This is a genomic window from Tatumella sp. JGM118 (assembly GCF_018257515.1).
In the GTDB taxonomy this organism is placed as follows: Bacteria; Pseudomonadota; Gammaproteobacteria; order Enterobacterales; family Enterobacteriaceae; genus Tatumella; species Tatumella terrea.
Window position 1 is genome coordinate 75,537 of the sequence record NZ_JAERJR010000010.1, and the last position, 16,787, is coordinate 92,323.

Sequence of the window (16,787 nt, forward strand, 5' to 3'; positions counted from 1 at the left end):
AGTGCACTCTCTGATAAAACAGGGCAAATTTTTCCTGCGCATGCCGGTCGCAGGCGGGTGATGGTTCAGCCATTATCCGGATAAAAACCTGATAAAATCTGAACAATCACCTGACAATCCAGGAAATTCTGAACAATTATTAAGAATTAATAAAGGCAAAGATATAGATAAATTCCTGGTTTTTTACTGTTGCTGACAATATTGATTAAAACTCCACCACTCTTACATTTTATTGCCCGTAAGTCTCTGATTTTTACACTCCAAAGAAACATTATGCTGACAGATATATTTACTCTTTCATGAGAGTGTGGCTCTTATGTGACGCGCCCTGTCACGGCAGAAGATGATCAGACCAGGGGTGGCAGGTATAAGCGAGGAAGTTCAGGGATCAGCACCTGCTATGGCTCATCGAGAAAACAGCGACATATCATTCATCCAGGGCGGCATCCCCCGGGGACCCGATGTCTGTCTGCGGGTCCCCCCGGGAGGGCAAACAAGGTACGAATATCAAAGCGGTGTAATACAGATAAGAAGGTACAGCGACCTGCCTGTCAGGGGGTGGGGTTAAGCAGGCAGCAGAGGATGCAGCCGACAACGGGTGACGGGATAAACTCCAACTCAGTTCGGAGAGTTACAGGGGAAAGTTAAACGCCTGGCGTGTGCCAGGCGTTTAAGGGAATGCAACGATCAGGCCCGCAGGCTTATTTGCTTTCCGGGCGCAGTGCCGGGAACAGGATAACGTCGCGGATGGTATGGCTGTTGGTAAACAGCATCACCATACGGTCGATACCAATGCCCAGACCGGCGGTCGGCGGCAGACCATGTTCCAGCGCGGTGACATAATCTTCGTCGTAGAACATCGCCTCATCATCTCCGGCGTCTTTCGCGTTGACCTGCTGACGGAAACGTTCCGCCTGATCTTCAGCATCGTTCAGCTCGGAGAAGCCATTACCGATTTCACGGCCGCCAATAAAGAATTCAAAGCGGTCGGTAATTTCAGGGTTTTCATCATTACGGCGGGCCAGCGGAGAAACCTCTGCCGGGTACTCTGTAATAAATGTCGGCTGGATCAGCTGGCTTTCGGCGGTCTCTTCAAAGATTTCGGTGACCACTCGGCCCAGACCCCAGCTTTTCTCTGTTTTAATTCCCAGAGATTGTGCCAGCGCCACGGCTTTATTAAAATCATCCAGATCACTCAGTTCGGTTTCCGGACGGTATTTTTTGATAGCTTCGCGCATGGTCAGACGGGCAAAAGGTTTACCGAAATCGAAAATCTGATCCCCGTAAGTCACCTGACTATGGCCCAGCACGGACTCTGCCAGCGTACGGAACAGGCTTTCGGTCAGTTCAATCAGGTCATTGTAATCCGCGTAAGCCATATAGAGTTCCATCATGGTGAACTCAGGGTTATGACGCGGAGAAATGCCCTCATTACGGAAGTTACGGTTAATTTCGAATACCCGATCGAACCCTCCCACGACCAGACGCTTCAGATACAGCTCCGGCGCAATACGCAAGTACATATCGATGTCCAGCGCATTATGATGCGTGATAAACGGACGAGCGGAAGCTCCCCCCGGGATCACCTGCATCATCGGCGTTTCGACTTCCATAAACTCACGCTCAACCATGAACTGGCGGATGCCGGCCATGATTTTCGAGCGGATACGGAAAGTATTACGGGACTCTTCGTTGGCAATCAGGTCCAGATAACGCTGGCGATAGCGCGTTTCCTGGTCCGCCAGACCGTGGAATTTATCCGGTAACGGACGCAGAGCCTTGGTCAGCAGACGCAGTTCGCTACAGTGAATGGATAATTCGCCGGTTTTGGTCTTAAACAGCTTGCCGCGTGCACCGAGGATATCGCCGAGGTCCCATTTTTTAAATTGTTCGTTATAGTAACCTTCCGGCAAATCATCACGTGACACATATAACTGAATACGGCCACCGGCGTCCTGCAGGGTCACAAAGGAGGCTTTACCCATAATGCGGCGGGTCATCATACGGCCGGCCACACTCACCTCGATACCGGTCTCTTCCAGCTCTTCGTTTTCCTTCGCGTCAAACTCAGCATGCAGTTTGTCTGACTGAGTATCACGACGGAAATCGTTAGGGAATGCCACGCCATTCTGGCGCAGTGCGGCCAGTTTCTCACTCCGGCTTTTCAGCTCGTTGTTGAGTTCCCGGATGGCATCAGCCTGCTGTGGTTGTTGTTCAGACATGGGTTTTCCTTATAAACCTGCTTTCAGACTTGCTTCAATAAACCGGTCAAGGTCGCCATCCAGCACTGCCTGGGTATTGCGCGTTTCCACGCCGGTACGCAGATCCTTGATCCGCGAATCATCCAGTACATACGAACGGATCTGGCTGCCCCAGCCGATATCGGATTTGTTGTCTTCCAGTGCCTGTTTCTCGGCATTTTTCTTCTGCATTTCCAGCTCATACAGCTTCGCTTTCATCTGCTTCATCGCCTGATCTTTGTTCTTATGCTGAGAACGGTCATTCTGGCACTGGGTAACGGTATTGGTCGGAATATGGGTAATACGCACCGCCGACTCGGTCCGGTTGACGTGCTGACCACCCGCACCCGAGGCGCGATAAACGTCGATACGCAGGTCGGCCGGATTAATGTCGATATCAATATTTTCGTCCACTTCCGGGTAAACAAACGCAGAACTGAACGACGTATGACGACGGCCACCGGAATCGAACGGACTTTTACGCACCAGACGGTGAACACCGGTTTCGGTACGTAACCAGCCAAAGGCGTATTCGCCGGAAATACGGATAGTCGCCGACTTAATACCGGCCACATCCCCTTCGGATTCTTCGATAACGTCGGTTTTAAAGCCTTTAGCTTCCGCCCAGCGCAGGTACATACGTAACAGCATGTTGGCCCAGTCCTGTGCTTCTGTTCCCCCGGACCCGGCCTGCAGGTCGATATAGCAGTCCGCGCTGTCATATTCGCCGGAAAACATACGACGGAATTCAAGATCAGCCAGTTTCTTATCCAGCTCGTCCAGTTCGGCTATAGCTTCATTGAAGGTCTCTTCATCGTCCGCTTCAATAGCCAGTTCCAGCAGGCCATTAACATCTTCCAGCCCCTGAGCCATCTGATTCAGGGTACTGACAACGGCTTCCAGAGATGAGCGTTCTTTGCCCAGCGCCTGGGCGCGTTCCGGATCATTCCAGACATCGGATTGTTCCAGCTCGGCGTTTACTTCTTCGAGACGTTCGTTTTTAGCATCATAGTCAAAGATACCCCCGAAGCAGCAGGCTGCGTTCGTTGAGGTCCTGGATGCGATTTTTAACCGGATTAATTTCAAACATGGCTTCAGATATCTTTTAGTTGGTCGGTTAATGGCTTAATTCAGGCCACATAGTCTACCGGAAAGGTGGTGTTTCGGGTATCCCTTAAGCCATCGCATAATGGCTTTTGTTTCAGGGAAAGTCCCGCCGGATGTCTGCGGCTCAGGTGACGGGCCACAGATGCTCAATCAATAACTGCACATTTCGCTGACCGCGGAATTCGTTAATATCGAGCTTATAAGCAATTTCGGCCTGCTGAACGCTGTTATCCGGCCACAGACGCGTATCTATATTAAATGCGATACCATCCAGCAAGGGGCCGCCGCCGACCGGCTCCAGCATCAGTTTCAGATGCCGCTCACCCACCAGTCGCTGCTGCAGAAGCCTGAATTTACCGTCAAATACCGGTTCAGGGAACGCCTGGCCCCAGGGGCCGGCCTCACGCAAGATCTCTGCCGTTTGCAGGGTCAACTCACTGCCGGTAAGCTCGCCATCAGACCAGATTATCCCCTGAAGTTGCGCAGCATCCAGCCATTCACCGGCAATCAGAGCAAACTGCTGACGGAACGTTTCAAACTGGTCTTCCTGCAGCGATAGTCCGGCCGCCATCGCGTGTCCGCCGAACTTCAGGACAACGCCCGGGTTAAGGGTATCCAGTCTTTCCAGCACATCGCGCAGATGAAGGCCGGGCACCGAACGACCAGAGCCTTTCAGTGTGCCATCACCCGCCGGAGCGAAAGCAAATACCGGCCGGTGGAAGCGTTCCTTCAGCCGTGAAGCCACAATGCCGACCACGCCCTGATGCCACTGCGGATGATAAAATGCCAGTCCGTGAGGTAATTGCTGATGCTGCTGTACAAGAGAATCGCACAGGCTCAGGGCTTCCGCCTGCATGCCCTGCTCAATCTCTTTACGGGTCTGGTTCAGGGCATCCAGTTCGCTGGCCAGCATCCTTGCCTGCTGGATATCGTCGGTTAACAGCAATGACACTCCGACTGACATATCATCCAGACGCCCGGCGGCATTTAACCGCGGGCCGAGGGCAAACCCGAGATCACTGGCGACCAGCCGCGATGAAGGACGGTTCGCGACCTCCAGCAAGGCACGGATCCCCGGGCGGCATTTGCCGGCCCGGATCCTTTGTAACCCCTGCCAGACCAGAATACGGTTATTGGCATCCAGAGGCACAACATCTGCGACTGTCCCGAGGGCAACCAGGTCCAGTAATTCCGCCAGATTCGGTTGCGGACGGTCAGCAAAGCCGTTGTGATCACGCAAACGCGCCCGTAAAGCGAGCATCAGATAAAACGCGACCCCGACCCCGGCCAGTGCACGCGAAGGAAAACTGCAGCCGGTCAGATTAGGGTTAACAATGGCTGCCGCCTCCGGCAGAGTATCGCCGGGCAGGTGGTGGTCGGTGATCACCACAGGGATATGGTACTGGTTTGCCAGCGCCACACCGGCGTGTGAGGAGATGCCGTTATCCACGGTCAGTATCAGTTCGGCGCCCAGAGTTTTCGCCTGTTCGACGACCTCCGGACTGAGTCCGTAGCCATCCTCAAACCGGTTCGGCACCAGAAAGGTGACATTCTCTGTCCCCATCGCCCGCAGAGCCAGCAAAGAAAGCGCGGTACTGGTGGCGCCATCGGCATCAAAGTCCCCCACCACGACAATCCGCTGACCGCTGAGGATTGCCTGATGCAGCAACGCGGCAGCAGACTCAATTCCGTTCAGTGCCTGCCAGGGTAATAAGGCCGACGCCCCGCGTTCCAGTTCACTGGCCGCGGTGATCCCGCGCAGATGATACAGACGACGCAATAATGCCGGCATTTCCGCCGGTAACTGTACGTCCCCTTCCGGCTGACGACGGCGCAGCTGTGAAACCTGTTGTCCGGTCAAAAGTTACTGCCCTGCTTTCAGACTATCGAGATATTTTTTCAGATCTTCCGGGCTCTGGTAGCCGGGAATAAGTACACCGGTATCCGTCAGGATGGCCGGGGTCCCCTGAATACCATACATCAGGCCCAGCTGATACTGGCGGGACAGGTCGATATTGCAGGTTGCTGCCGGCGGTACATTACCGTTCATGGCCGCATCGAAGGCTTTTTTACGATCCGCAGCACACCAGACGGAAGTCATTGCTTTTGCAACTTCTCCGCCCATTCCCTCACGCGGGAAGGCCAGGTAACGTACGGTGATCCCTAACGCGTTGTAGTCTGCCATCTGCTGATGCAGCTTATGGCAATAGCCACAAGTAATATCGGTAAATACGGTGACCACATGCTGTTGCTTCGCCGCTTTATAGATGATCATCTCCGGCACCATCTGCTCCACTTTCTTATCCAGCTGACGGAAAGTGACATTGACCGGGTGCTGACCACTGACATCATAGAGTGGTCCCTGAATCATCTGTTTGCCGTCGTCGGTCATATAAAACACACCACTGTCGGTCAGCACGGTTTTCATGCCTGGCAACGGGGAAGGCTGGATATCGGTGACCTTCACCCCCAGTTTCTGCAGGGTGCTCTGAATGGCGGAATCATCTGCCTGCGCCAGTCCGCTCAAGGCGGAGCACAGCAGTGCGACTGCTAAGAGAGTTTTTTTCATGAAACTGATGTCCTTTTCATCCCGGAGCTCAGGCCCGGGGATGGTGCTGTTGATGTAACTGACGCAGCCGTTCATTGGCTACATGGGTATAAATCTGAGTCGTCGAGAGATCACTGTGACCCAGCAGCATCTGTACCACCCGCAGATCTGCACCGTGGTTCAGCAGATGTGTGGCAAAGGCATGGCGCAGTACATGCGGTGACAGGCTTTCACTGTCGATGCCGGCGATCACAGCATAATGTTTAATCCGGTGCCAGAAGGTCTGCCGGGTCATCTGCCGGGCCCGGGTACTGGGAAACAGCACATCCAGTGTCTGCCCCTGAATAAGCCATGGACGGCCGTACTCCATATACTGTTCCAGCCAGTAGATCGCTTCTTCGCCCAACGGGACCAACCGCTCTTTGTCGCCTTTGCCTAACACCCGCACGACCCCCTGGCGCAGGCTGACATCGCTCAGCGATAAGCCTACCAGTTCTGAAACCCGCAGACCGGTGGCATAAAGCAGTTCCAGCATCGCTTTATCACGCAATTCCAGCGGAATTTCGGTCGAGGGTGCCTGCAACAGGCGTTCTATCCGCGACTCACTTAAATCTTTCGGTAAACGTTGTGGCAGTTTAGGAGAGGATAGTATGGCCGTCGGATCATCGCTACGCTGTTTTTCACGGTACAGATACTGAAACAGTCGTCGCATCGCACTCAGTTGTCTGGCCGAACTGCTTGCTTTTGCGCCATGTTCCAGCCGTTCAGCAAGAAAGTTCTGTAAATCCGCTGCGCTAACGGTCAGCAGAGAGAGTTCCTGCGGTTTCATCCAGTCGGTGAGTTGTTGCAGATCCTGACGGTAGGAAGACAGAGTATTTTCCGCCAGATTACGTTCAATCCAGACAGTATCGAGAAACACCTCTACCCTGCGCAGATTGTCATCGTGTTGCTGATTTTCCTGCACTGTTCCTCCGCTCTTTTTGGTGCTTTGCCACAAGTTTCGCTGCGCTATTATGCCTGAAATCCCCGGCCAATGGCTAAAACAATGTGGGACGGAGGAGCGGTTTTACAAATACATAGGAAGATTCCGGGGAACACCGGAAGCGTTTTTTATTATCAGTACGGTGAGTGTTCCGTTCGCTTTATGTTAAGGCAGGCTGCCTTAGCCCCGCTGGGGGCGACCGGGCAAAGGGCGCATGGCCGCGCCCTCTGCACTCCGGGCCTGGCGACAAGCCTGCCCGCCGGTACGAATTCCGGGTAAACCGGATGTGTTTTTTATTATAAGCACGGTGAGTGTTCCGTTCGCTTTATGTTAAGGCATGCTGCCCAAGCCCCGCCGTGGGCGACCGGGCAAAGGGCGCAGGGCCGCGCCCTCTGCACTCCGGGCCTTGCGACAAGCCTGCCCGCCGCTGCGCGGTACCTTCACTCACTCATTTGTCCTTGACGGACCGGTCATGATTCGCTCCTGCTCAGCATGACCTCTCTCCGCGTCCCTGCGGCTCGTCCTGGACATATTCATTCGCTCAGCGGTGCGATGTCGCGGTAAATCACCGGGATGTGGGACAGGGAAAAGCGGGGGATTTTTTTCTCAGGTCTGTGGGTAAGTAGTCTGGCTGTTGTTTAATATCAGATCGTGAATATTCCGTTCGCTTTATGATAAAGCAGGCTGTCCTCTGCACTCCCAGCCTTGCGACAAACCTGACCGCCGCTGCGCGGTACCTTCGCTCACTCATTTGTCCATTACGGACCGGTCACGATTCGCTCCTGCTCAGCATGACCTCTCGCCGCGTCCCTGCGGCTCGTCCTGGACATATTCATTCGCTCAGCGGTGCGATGTCGCGGTAAATCACCGGGATGTGGGACAGGGAAAAGCGGGGGCTTTTTTGCAGTAAAAGGAAAGCTGGCCAGCAATGAATAGGAAATAACTTTTTCCCGATGCCTGTAAGCGACATAAAGTCTTTACTTTGACTTTGGTGCGGGAAGAAAAAGAGATCCACAACTGAATCTTTATTTTAAATAATAGTGGGGCCGGCAGGTATCGCTTCGAGCGCAACACCTACAGCCTCTTGCAGCTCTGTCAGGGTATACCCATCATGGGCCTGGATGGCCAAACCTTGCATTACGACTGTAATGAAAATGGACAGACGCTCGGCCTCTTGTCTGGATACCCGGTTAAGTAGTTTGTCCCTGAGTAAGCATCGAAATTCATAACGACGCTGAACAAGTTCTTTCGCCAGATCGGTATTGTCAGGATGACTGCTAATCATACCGGTATTGAGCATACAGCCAATCTCACCTTCCGGGTCGAGTAATCCCCGTGCTGTGCCATCGAGCAGAAGGTAAATAGCATCCCGCAGAGATACCGCCTTATCCATAAACGAAAGGTCGGTGGTTCCCCGGAGTTCTTCGTATCGGTCCAGCGCTTCACGATAGAGCGCAGCTTTGTTACCGAACGCAGCATATAAGCTTGGTGCTGCGACACCTAATGTGGCCGTAAGCTGCTGGAAAGAAACCCCCTCATAGCCATATCGCCAGAACAAGCGCATGGCAGTATCCAATGCTTTTTCCCGATCAAATCCACGTGGCCGACCAGACGGTCTGTCTTTTGATAATTTCATAAAGATCATTAAACAATGTTTGACAGTACAAATCAATCGCCTATTCTTTAGTAGTCATTAAACAATAGGAGGTTCTGTGCCATCACCATCAATAAATGCTGTAGCTGTTATTACCGGAGCGTCTTCCGGGATCGGAGCCGTTTACGCAGATCGACTGGCTAAGCGGGGTTATGACCTTATATTGGTTGCACGTCGGATCGAACGCTTACGAAACCTGAAAGAGGTATTGTCAGCCAGGTATCAGATAAACGTCCAGGTGATCGAGGCCGACCTGACCGTAGAGAATGACCTGGCACAGGTCGAGCACGTTCTGCGATCTGATGAACGCATAGCCGTGCTCGTGAACAATGCAGGCAATGGTAAGCTGAGTGGTACCGTTGCTATGTCTGATGCCGATACAGCCTCTACGATAGCGCTCAACATCGTAGCACCCACCCGACTGGCTCGCGCTATACTGCCCGCATTCATCGGGCGGAATACAGGCAGTATCATCAACGTATCCTCGGTAATGGCATTCCATGCTCTGCCTGTCACGACACTTTACAGTGCGACTAAGAGCTATTTACTGATGTTCAGTCGCGGGTTACAAACTGAACTGGCAGAAACAGATATCCGTGTTCAGGCTGTTCTGCCTGCAGGGACGGCGACTGAGTTTTATGAACATTCCGGTGTCCCGCTTTCAGCTTTCGATCCTTCGGTTGTTATGACTACCGAAAATCTGGTCGATGCCGCGCTTTCTGGTTTCGATGCAGGCGAGAAGGTTACGCTTCCATCGGTCCACGATACTGCTTTCTGGACGGCTTACGATGAGGCAGAGGAAGCGCTGTTCGGCGCTACACAAACCGGTATTCCGGCACCGCGCTATTCTCATGCGATTTCAGCTGAATAATACGTGGAGGGTAAGACCCCGTTTAACAAGCGCCGTAACCTTTTTACAGACGTAAAAAAACCCGCCGGAGCGGGTTTCTTCAAATATGGTCGGCGAGAAAGGGTTATTCCCCTTCGGGCCGTTGCTACGCAACGTTGTCTCGCTTCGCCCGGCTCAAACCTCCTTCGGAGATTCTCATCCTGTTAACTACAGACGTAAAAAAACCCGCCGGAGCGGGTTTCTTCGAAGATGGTCGGCGAGAGAGGATGATTCCCCTTCGGGCCGTTGCTACGCAACGTTGTCTCGCTCCGCCCGGCTCAAACCTCCTTCGGAGGTTCTCATCCTGTTAACTACAGGCGTAAAAAAACCCGCCGGAGCGGGTTTATTCGAAGATGGTCGGCGAGAGAGGATGATTCCCCTTCGGGCCGTTGCTACGCAACGTTGTCTCGCTTCGCTCGGCTCAAACCTCCTTCGGAGGTTCTCATCCTGTTAACTACAGACGTAAAAAAACCCGCCGGAGCGGGTTTCTTCGAAGATGGTCGGCGAGAGAGGATTCGAACCTCCGACCCACTGGTCCCAAACCAGTTGCGCTACCAAGCTGCGCTACTCGCCGAAATACTGCTTTCTCTCTTATTTTTTGCCTGGTGCGAAGAGAGGGACTTGAACCCTCACGTCCGTTAAGACACTAACACCTGAAGCTAGCGCGTCTACCAATTCCGCCACCTTCGCATAACCAGCAAAAAATGGGGTGGCTAATGGGACTCGAACCCACGACAACTGGAATCACAATCCAGGGCTCTACCAACTGAGCTATAGCCACCATATCTTTCTTACTACAACGATGCCAAAAACATCTTTACTACTCTCGCGGTAAACCACCGCAGCTCTTGCGCATAAACCAAATGGCGCGCCCGACAGGATTCGAACCTGAGACCTCTGCCTCCGGAGGGCAGCGCTCTATCCAGCTGAGCTACGGGCGCTTAGCGCCGTTGCGGATGCGGATATTACGGGTTTGAGGTGATCCTGTCTAGTGCTTTTTAAATAAAAAAATTCATTTGCTTACTGAATGCACAGTTTGAGCGAAGATTCAGCATAACGGGTAATAATTCACCGCGATACTGCTGCTGAATCACAATTTCCCCAGCCAGTGATACTTTTGATAACGGAGCAGCCTGAGCTGTCTTCGCCAGCGGGAGGGCTGCTTAATCAGCCGGTATAGCCACTCCAGACCCATTTTCTGCCATATCAGGGGAGCACGCTTAACCCGACCGCTGAAAACATCATACGTCCCGCCTACGCCCATATAGAGAGCATCAGGATAAATTTCACGGCAACGGCGAATAAAAAGTTCCTGACGGGGGGACCCCATCGCCACGGTCACTATCTTTGCGCCGCTGTCGGCTATCGCACGGATCACACCCTCTGTTTGCTGTTCCGTAAAATAGCCATCCTGTGTACCGGCCACCGGGACTGCCCACTGTTGCCGCAGTTTATCACCGGTATACTGCAGTACCTCCGCCTGCCCACCGACCAGAAAAACAGGAATACATTTCTGACCCGCGGACTGCATCAACGCATACCAGAGATCGACACCGGCAATGCGGGTCACTTTACTGCCCGGATATTTTTTTCGTATCGAACGGACAATACTGATGCCGTCTGCATAGTTGAATTCCGCCGCCGATAAAATCTGCTGCACCTGCGGATTTTGTTCTGCCGTCAGGATTTTTTCTGCATTAATCGCCACCAGCATCCCGCACCGGGGATGCTGCGGTGGTAACAGAAAATCAGTGAACTCACTGAGAGAACTGAAACCATACAGAGGTACCCCCCGAATATTGTAGGGGGGCTTCACGGAAGAATTACTCATGCACTCATTGTCCTGCCATTACTGATTTTTAATAGTTAACGCGGCATCGGTTGTCCGGATAATCCGGTCACGGATAACGCCTGCGCTTTTCAGAAACCAGAAAACTGTTTTAGCTACCAGTAACGAAAAAAGAAAAATAACACTAAAGAAAACTATCCGCGAACCGAAGGCATCCAGCCCCTCACGTGCCAGCACTATCATGTTAAAAATGGCACCAAAGCAAAAGCTGTTCAGTACCGCCGCGGTATAGCGGTTCTTCTCCTGCTGCGCCTGCCGGTAAATCGCATCAAAGCCTTTGATAATCAGTCCGACCACTACCGCACCGGGTGCCAGCAACCAGGCCCCGCCCATGACCACCAGCGAGCCTATCAGGGTCGGGGAAATTGCCAGGCCTGAATGATTGTGCAGCACATCCCAGGTAAAGTAATTAGCACTGTTCAGAACCGTCGCCGGTCGGTCATGCCATAACCAGCCAGGAATAAAGACATAGAAATCACGCCACATCGGGGCCAGCCCCTGAAATTCGATCCGGTGGTAATGACTCAGTAATAAGCCCAGATTTTCCCACGGCGAGAAGGTATCCCGGGTCAGATAGAGGAAGGTATAGAACGCTTCATCGCCCGACACCTGCAGGTTATAACGTCGTAACGCCAGCCAGAACATCGCGACCACCGATAACACGCCAGCGGACGCCAGCATTGCCAGATTAATCCAGCCACGGGTAATACCGATAAACAGGAACAGAGCAAAAGCAATAATGATATTGGCCCGCGTACCGCCGACAATCAGGTACGTCAGCACCCCGAAGCCCACGGTATACACCAGAAAGATCATCCAGTTTTTCCGTGTCGGCTTCAGAAAATAAACGATAAGCATCGCCGGGATAAAGAAATAGAAAAACCGTTTCAGTGCAACCCCGGAAACCTTACTGGAAAAGATCTGGCTGTAGGAACTGAGCCTGAACAGTAAAAACCCATTATGCATAAAGAAAACAGCCACGGTGCCAATGGCAATGAATGCCAGTAAGCCACAGAGGATGAGTGTCTCCACCCGGTTCATTCTCAGTAATGCCGGAACCTCCGATGGCCCTCCCCGGCGCAATTTCACTTTATATGTCAGATAGTAGAGGCCATAGAACCCGGTGGCAGAGAGTATCGCCTGTAACAGATATTCCGGGGGCACCACCGGGGCATGAAAGCAAAATACCAGCAAGCTGGTCAGCGGAAACCCGAAATAAAATGTCAGTAGAAAAAGCAGCGAAAAAAACAGATGAAAATTAAACCGCACCCGCCGGAACTCTTTCCAGGTCAGTGTCAGCACAAAGGTCAGGCAGCAAAGATAAACGGTAGCGAGACCGGAGAACTGCAACAGACTCATGCTTCCTCCCCGGATTCCAGCGAATGTAACAGCTCATACCAGCCCTGGAGATATCCCGGAGAAAGGAAAGCAATCGCGGATTTATCACAGCTTTCCAGCTGCCGGCGGGCTTCATCAATCACAGGCAAAGTCAGTGTATCCCCCTGGAAAAGGACCGGCAGTTTCTGTTCTGTCAGATCACGCCAGAACGGATTTTCCCGGCTGACAACGAACGGAATATTTTTTTCGATTAATAAACACAAAGTACCAATGCCCTGTTGACGTTGAAAAATAAAGTAACCCAGCTGACAACGATCCAGAATGCTCTGATACGCCGCGAAATCCATCGTTTCCGTTAATATACTGACCTGCCCGTCCGGGAAGTATTTCTCAGCGACCGCCTCTACAGACGAGATATAAGGCTGATTACCGGCCGGATATCCCATTGGCACCATCACCCGCACATTGGCGCCAAACTGGTGATGGATCTCTGCCAGTGCCTGTGCGTGACGATTGGTCGGGTCTCCTGAATTACCCAGTAAAATCGTCAGCGGTGGTATGTTATCGTCAGGGACGTCACTGTTTACGTTCACCGGCATTCTGGCCGGAAAATAGAGCAGTGATGCAGGTACCGAGGGCACCCGTTGCTGAAAATAGCAGATATCTCCCCGTGTCGCCCAAACCCCGGCGACCCGCTTCCTGGCCCTGCGGCGCAGAAGATAAAACAGCCGGAAACGAAGCTGGCGGGAATCTTCATAGAGATCGGCCCCCCAGATATGCCAGTACAGTTGATGGCGGGTAATTTTCCCACTGAGTAACGCCAGCCATAGCCAGGGATTAAACTGTCCGTGACAGAAAAAGCGGTAGCGGCGATCAGCGGCCAGCTTCACCACTGCCTGTGCGAGGCTTTTTTTATCAGAAAAAACCTGTAGTTCCAGTGAAGTAAACTCAGCCAGTGACTCCGGGGCAGAAGAGACCACCATAAATTTCCGTGCCTGTGCCACCGGGACCTGCGTGGCCAGCTGATCATTAAAGAAACGGAGCAATGTCAGGTTATGATGGGGGATATCTGCACCGAGCAGATGGATCAATGTCGTCATTTTCTATACCAACACAAAAATACCGCCCCGCACAGGGCAAAATAAATCATATAACACAGTGCATAAGCCTGTACGGCGCCGATCACCCCATGGGCCGGGATCAGCCAGCAGGCACTGGCCATCAACAGGATAAACTGGCTGACCTCGGTAAGAAGATAAAAACGCAGGGAAGCCCTGGCAATCACCAGGTAACCGAAGACGTAAGCACCGACCTTGAAGAAATCACCGATCAGTTGCCAGACGAACAGATCGCGCATTGCACTGAACTTCGGTGAAAACAGGAGCCAAATCGCCACATCACGCAGCAGCCAGACCATGATGGCTATAGCCGCGACGACCGGTAATACAAAGCGTAATGCACGGCCTATTTCCCTGGCAACATCCTGTTTGCGGCTCAGTCGGGCCAGTGTCGGTAATAGCCAGACACTGAAAGTTGCCGTAATAAACTGCAGCCAGGCATCTGAAATACTGCTCACGCCCTGCCATAACCCCACGTCCTGCCATCCTGCATGCGCCGCCAGCAGGTTACGCATCATAATCCAGGCCACCGGTAACGTCAGTGCCGTCATCATGGCCATTAAGGTATAGCGAAATAATTGCGCAGCCATCTGCGGATGCCAGCGCGGAATAAACCAGTGCCACTGCACAGGCGTTCTGCCCTTCAGTAAGACGCCTGCCGGGAGCAGGGTTACCGCCGGCACCAGAGCCAGCCCGATCAGCGCCCCGGAATACCCTCCCGCCAGCCAGCTCAGCAGATACCCCACGACGCCCAGCAGGCTGCCGCCGGCAACCACCAGCGCATTGCCCCTGGCATCACGGAAGCCTTTCAGTTGCGCCTGCAGCAGGTTTGCCCAGGCGATACCGGCCTGCAGAAAGGCGACAACCCGGATCACCTGGCTGTACTGGTCATTTCCGAAAAGCATGTCACTGATCGGGGCCGCCGCCAGTAAAAGGACAACAGCCAGTAAAAAAACTGCCCCCGACACAATCGCCGAAGAGGTGGCCGTCAGTGCACGCAGTTTCTCCGGTTGCTGCTGATACTCTGCAGTGAATCGGGTGACGCCATTAAATATGCCGGCACCGGCCATCACTCCCAGAACGGTGATAAGTTGCCGGAAGTTTCCTGCCAGCCCAATCCCTGACGGGCCATAACTGACCGCCAGTAATTTTATGACCAGCAGTCCGCACAGGATCTTGGTCAGTGTTGATAACGACGTCCAGAGAGAGGCTTTAGCCAGTGACATCAGCGAAAGAAACTCATCAGTGAGCCGATAACCGTCTTCTGGTTGTTATCCGTCAGATTGTAGAACAGTGGCAACCGCAGCAATCGCTCACTCTGTGAAGTGGTATAACGATCTTCCCCGTAGAAACGCCCAAATTGCTCCCCTGCCGGAGAACTGTGCAACGGAATATAGTGAAATACCGCCAGAATCTCGGCTTCTTTCATCCAGGCAATCAGTCTTTCCCGGGTGTCATTATCTTCAAGCCGGATAGCGAACATATGGGCATTGTGGGTACAGCCTTCCGGTACAACCGGTAATGTCAGACGTCCCTGGCTGGCCAGAGGTTGCAGGGCAGAGTAATAATTATTCCACAACGCCAGACGCCGCTGATTAATCTGCTCAGCAGATTCCAGCTGAGCCCACAAATAGGCGGCCTGTAAATCCGACATCAGGTAGCTGGACCCCAGGTCCCGCCAGGTATATTTATCTGTCTGCCCGCGGAAAAACTGACTCCGGTTGGTCCCTTTTTCCCGGATAATTTCGGCACGCGCGATCAGTTCAGGATCATTAATCAGCGTCGCCCCCCCTTCTCCACCGGCCGTATAATTTTTGGTTTCATGAAAACTGAAACACCCGATATGGCCGATAGATCCTAGCGGCCGGCCTTTATAGGCAGACATGACTCCCTGAGCGGCATCCTCAATCAGGTAGAGTTGATGTTTTTCGGTCAGCCGGACAATGGGATCCATCTCACAGGGGACCCCGGCATAATGCACTACCACTACCGCCCGGGTTTTGTCGGTGATTGCCGCTTCAATCAGCGTTTCGTCAATATTAAGAGTATCCGGGCGAATATCGACAAAGACGATGCGTGCGCCGCGCAGGACAAACGCATTCGCAGTTGAAACGAAGGTATAACTTGGCATGATAACTTCGTCGCCAGGCACAATATTAATCAGCAGTGCCGCCATTTCCAGCGAAGCCGTACAGGAAGGGGTCAGCAGAACCTTATGGCTCCCGAACTGCTGTTCCATCCATTGCTGGCAGCGTCGGGTAAACCCGCCGTCGCCGCTCAGTTTTCCGCTCTCCATCGCCGAGCGCATATAGTCAAGTTCACTGCCTGTTACCGGAGGAGAATTAAAGGGGATCATCTGTTTTCCTGTATAACCAATATGCCGTATTTTCCAGCCGCGCACCGCTACGAAGATAGAGCCGCATTGCTGCCAGGTTACTAAGCTGCGTCGTAATATGGAGCTGTGTGACACCCCTTACCCGTCCCCAGTCGGCCGCGGCCAGTAATAACCGCTGGCCCACACCTTTCCCCCGGGCATCAGGTAAAACAGCGAGCAGGCCAATACGCGCCTGCTCTCCGGTTTCACGGACTGAAACGAATCCTTCGGGCTGGCCCTGCGCATTACAGGCAACCAGACACTGATCATCGAACGTCCCGTTCACAGCATTTTCGATCCATTGGGCGTAAAATCGCCGGCAGTCATCCTCGTTAAACCACGGGGCCCGAAAACGGCTTTGCAGAAAGGCGCTGGCTGCCGCATGGCGTAATTCCGGGATCTGTCCCGCCCGTGCGATACGCACACCGGTCTGGCGTGCGGTCTGCCTGAGCGTCATGACCAGAGAGGCTTCACCCTCTGCCAGCCGGAAACCGAGGCGGTTAAGCGTTCCGAGACTTTCGTAATCCTCTGCGCTGACTCTGGCCTGTAACAGGTGATATTGCTGCATCACCTCCACCGGCAGCGTCTGATCGCCACCGGCTGTAAACCGGCCTATCCGGCTGCCGAAAAATTCAGATTCCCATTCGAGAAAAGAAACACTGCCATTGATTTGCATCTGCACTCCCTG

Annotated in this window: 13 protein-coding genes, 4 tRNA genes and 3 other RNA genes; 1 reads left to right on the forward strand and 19 read right to left on the reverse strand. The window is 53.1% G+C overall.

Annotated elements, in window-relative coordinates; all coding sequences use genetic code 11:
• Nucleotides 1-701 precede the first annotated feature (701 nt).
• The 6 genes from lysS to JK223_RS10955 all read right to left on the reverse strand — a co-directional run bounded on the left by lysS (nt 702) and on the right by JK223_RS10955 (nt 8,453).
• Entirely contained in the window at nt 702-2,222 is a 1,521-nt protein-coding gene (gene lysS, locus JK223_RS10930; protein ID WP_212714218.1) for a lysine--tRNA ligase, read from the reverse strand.
• Nucleotides 2,223-2,231: 9 nt separating this feature from the next.
• Nucleotides 2,232-3,330 (reverse strand): peptide chain release factor 2 gene (gene prfB / locus JK223_RS10935; RefSeq protein ID WP_212714219.1). Its coding sequence is split into 2 segments (ribosomal slippage): nt 2,232-3,254 and nt 3,256-3,330, totalling 1,098 coding nucleotides; the frame shifts between segments, so codons are not numbered across the junction.
• 141 nt (nt 3,331-3,471) lie between these two features.
• Entirely contained in the window at nt 3,472-5,208 is a 1,737-nt protein-coding gene (gene recJ / locus JK223_RS10940) for a single-stranded-DNA-specific exonuclease RecJ (protein ID WP_212714220.1), read from the reverse strand.
• A 3-nt stretch (nt 5,209-5,211) separates the two neighbouring features.
• Entirely contained in the window at nt 5,212-5,916 is a 705-nt protein-coding gene (gene dsbC, locus JK223_RS10945; RefSeq protein ID WP_212714221.1) for a bifunctional protein-disulfide isomerase/oxidoreductase DsbC, read from the reverse strand.
• Between the two features lie 28 nt (nt 5,917-5,944).
• Nucleotides 5,945-6,859 carry a site-specific tyrosine recombinase XerD gene (gene xerD, locus JK223_RS10950; RefSeq protein WP_212714222.1) on the reverse strand — a complete coding sequence of 305 codons (915 nt, stop codon included), beginning with the start codon at nt 6,857-6,859 and terminating at the stop codon, nt 5,945-5,947.
• A gap of 1,048 nt (nt 6,860-7,907) precedes the next feature.
• Complete coding sequence (locus tag JK223_RS10955; RefSeq protein WP_212714223.1) at nt 7,908-8,453, reverse strand: TetR/AcrR family transcriptional regulator; 546 nt, start codon at nt 8,451-8,453, stop codon at nt 7,908-7,910.
• 136 nt (nt 8,454-8,589) lie between these two features.
• Between JK223_RS10955 and JK223_RS10960 the strand changes: the two genes are divergently transcribed.
• Nucleotides 8,590-9,402 (forward strand): SDR family NAD(P)-dependent oxidoreductase, encoded by an 813-nt coding sequence (locus tag JK223_RS10960; protein WP_371813110.1) that lies wholly within the window; start codon nt 8,590-8,592, stop codon nt 9,400-9,402.
• Nucleotides 9,403-9,488: 86 nt separating this feature from the next.
• On the opposite strand, the gene JK223_RS10965 is transcribed toward JK223_RS10960, so the two are convergent.
• The 13 genes from JK223_RS10965 to rffC all read right to left on the reverse strand — a co-directional run bounded on the left by JK223_RS10965 (nt 9,489) and on the right by rffC (nt 16,775).
• Nucleotides 9,489-9,601, reverse strand: a non-coding RNA gene (locus JK223_RS10965) — RtT sRNA.
• Between the two features lie 30 nt (nt 9,602-9,631).
• Nucleotides 9,632-9,744: non-coding RNA, RtT sRNA (locus JK223_RS10970), on the reverse strand.
• Nucleotides 9,745-9,774: 30 nt separating this feature from the next.
• A non-coding RNA gene (locus JK223_RS10975) (RtT sRNA) lies at nt 9,775-9,887 on the reverse strand.
• Nucleotides 9,888-9,917: 30 nt separating this feature from the next.
• Nucleotides 9,918-9,994: transfer RNA gene (locus tag JK223_RS10980), tRNA-Pro, on the reverse strand.
• Nucleotides 9,995-10,023: 29 nt separating this feature from the next.
• Nucleotides 10,024-10,110 (reverse strand) — tRNA-Leu (locus JK223_RS10985).
• 15 nt (nt 10,111-10,125) lie between these two features.
• Nucleotides 10,126-10,201 (reverse strand) — tRNA-His (locus JK223_RS10990).
• Nucleotides 10,202-10,284: 83 nt separating this feature from the next.
• A tRNA-Arg gene (locus JK223_RS10995) sits at nt 10,285-10,361 on the reverse strand.
• A gap of 149 nt (nt 10,362-10,510) precedes the next feature.
• Entirely contained in the window at nt 10,511-11,251 is a 741-nt protein-coding gene (gene wecG / locus JK223_RS11000; protein ID WP_212714224.1) for a lipopolysaccharide N-acetylmannosaminouronosyltransferase, read from the reverse strand.
• An 18-nt stretch (nt 11,252-11,269) separates the two neighbouring features.
• Nucleotides 11,270-12,628 carry an ECA oligosaccharide polymerase gene (wzyE, locus tag JK223_RS11005; RefSeq protein ID WP_212714225.1) on the reverse strand — a complete coding sequence of 453 codons (1,359 nt, stop codon included), beginning with the start codon at nt 12,626-12,628 and terminating at the stop codon, nt 11,270-11,272.
• The gene (locus JK223_RS11010) at nt 12,625-13,707 is read right to left on the reverse strand and encodes a TDP-N-acetylfucosamine:lipid II N-acetylfucosaminyltransferase (RefSeq protein WP_212714226.1); all 1,083 of its coding nucleotides are present in this window, start codon (nt 13,705-13,707) and stop codon (nt 12,625-12,627) included. Before JK223_RS11010 ends, wzyE begins: the two co-directional genes overlap by 4 nt.
• Nucleotides 13,704-14,951, reverse strand: a complete 1,248-nt coding sequence (wzxE, locus tag JK223_RS11015; RefSeq protein ID WP_212714227.1) for a lipid III flippase WzxE — start codon at nt 14,949-14,951, stop codon at nt 13,704-13,706. The genes JK223_RS11010 and wzxE overlap by 4 nt, the downstream gene beginning before the upstream one ends.
• Nucleotides 14,951-16,081, reverse strand: a complete 1,131-nt coding sequence (rffA, locus tag JK223_RS11020; protein WP_212714228.1) for a dTDP-4-amino-4,6-dideoxygalactose transaminase — start codon at nt 16,079-16,081, stop codon at nt 14,951-14,953. Before rffA ends, wzxE begins: the two co-directional genes overlap by 1 nt.
• Complete coding sequence (gene rffC / locus JK223_RS11025; RefSeq protein ID WP_212714229.1) at nt 16,068-16,775, reverse strand: dTDP-4-amino-4,6-dideoxy-D-galactose acyltransferase; 708 nt, start codon at nt 16,773-16,775, stop codon at nt 16,068-16,070. Before rffC ends, rffA begins: the two co-directional genes overlap by 14 nt.
• Nucleotides 16,776-16,787: the final 12 nt, after the last annotated feature.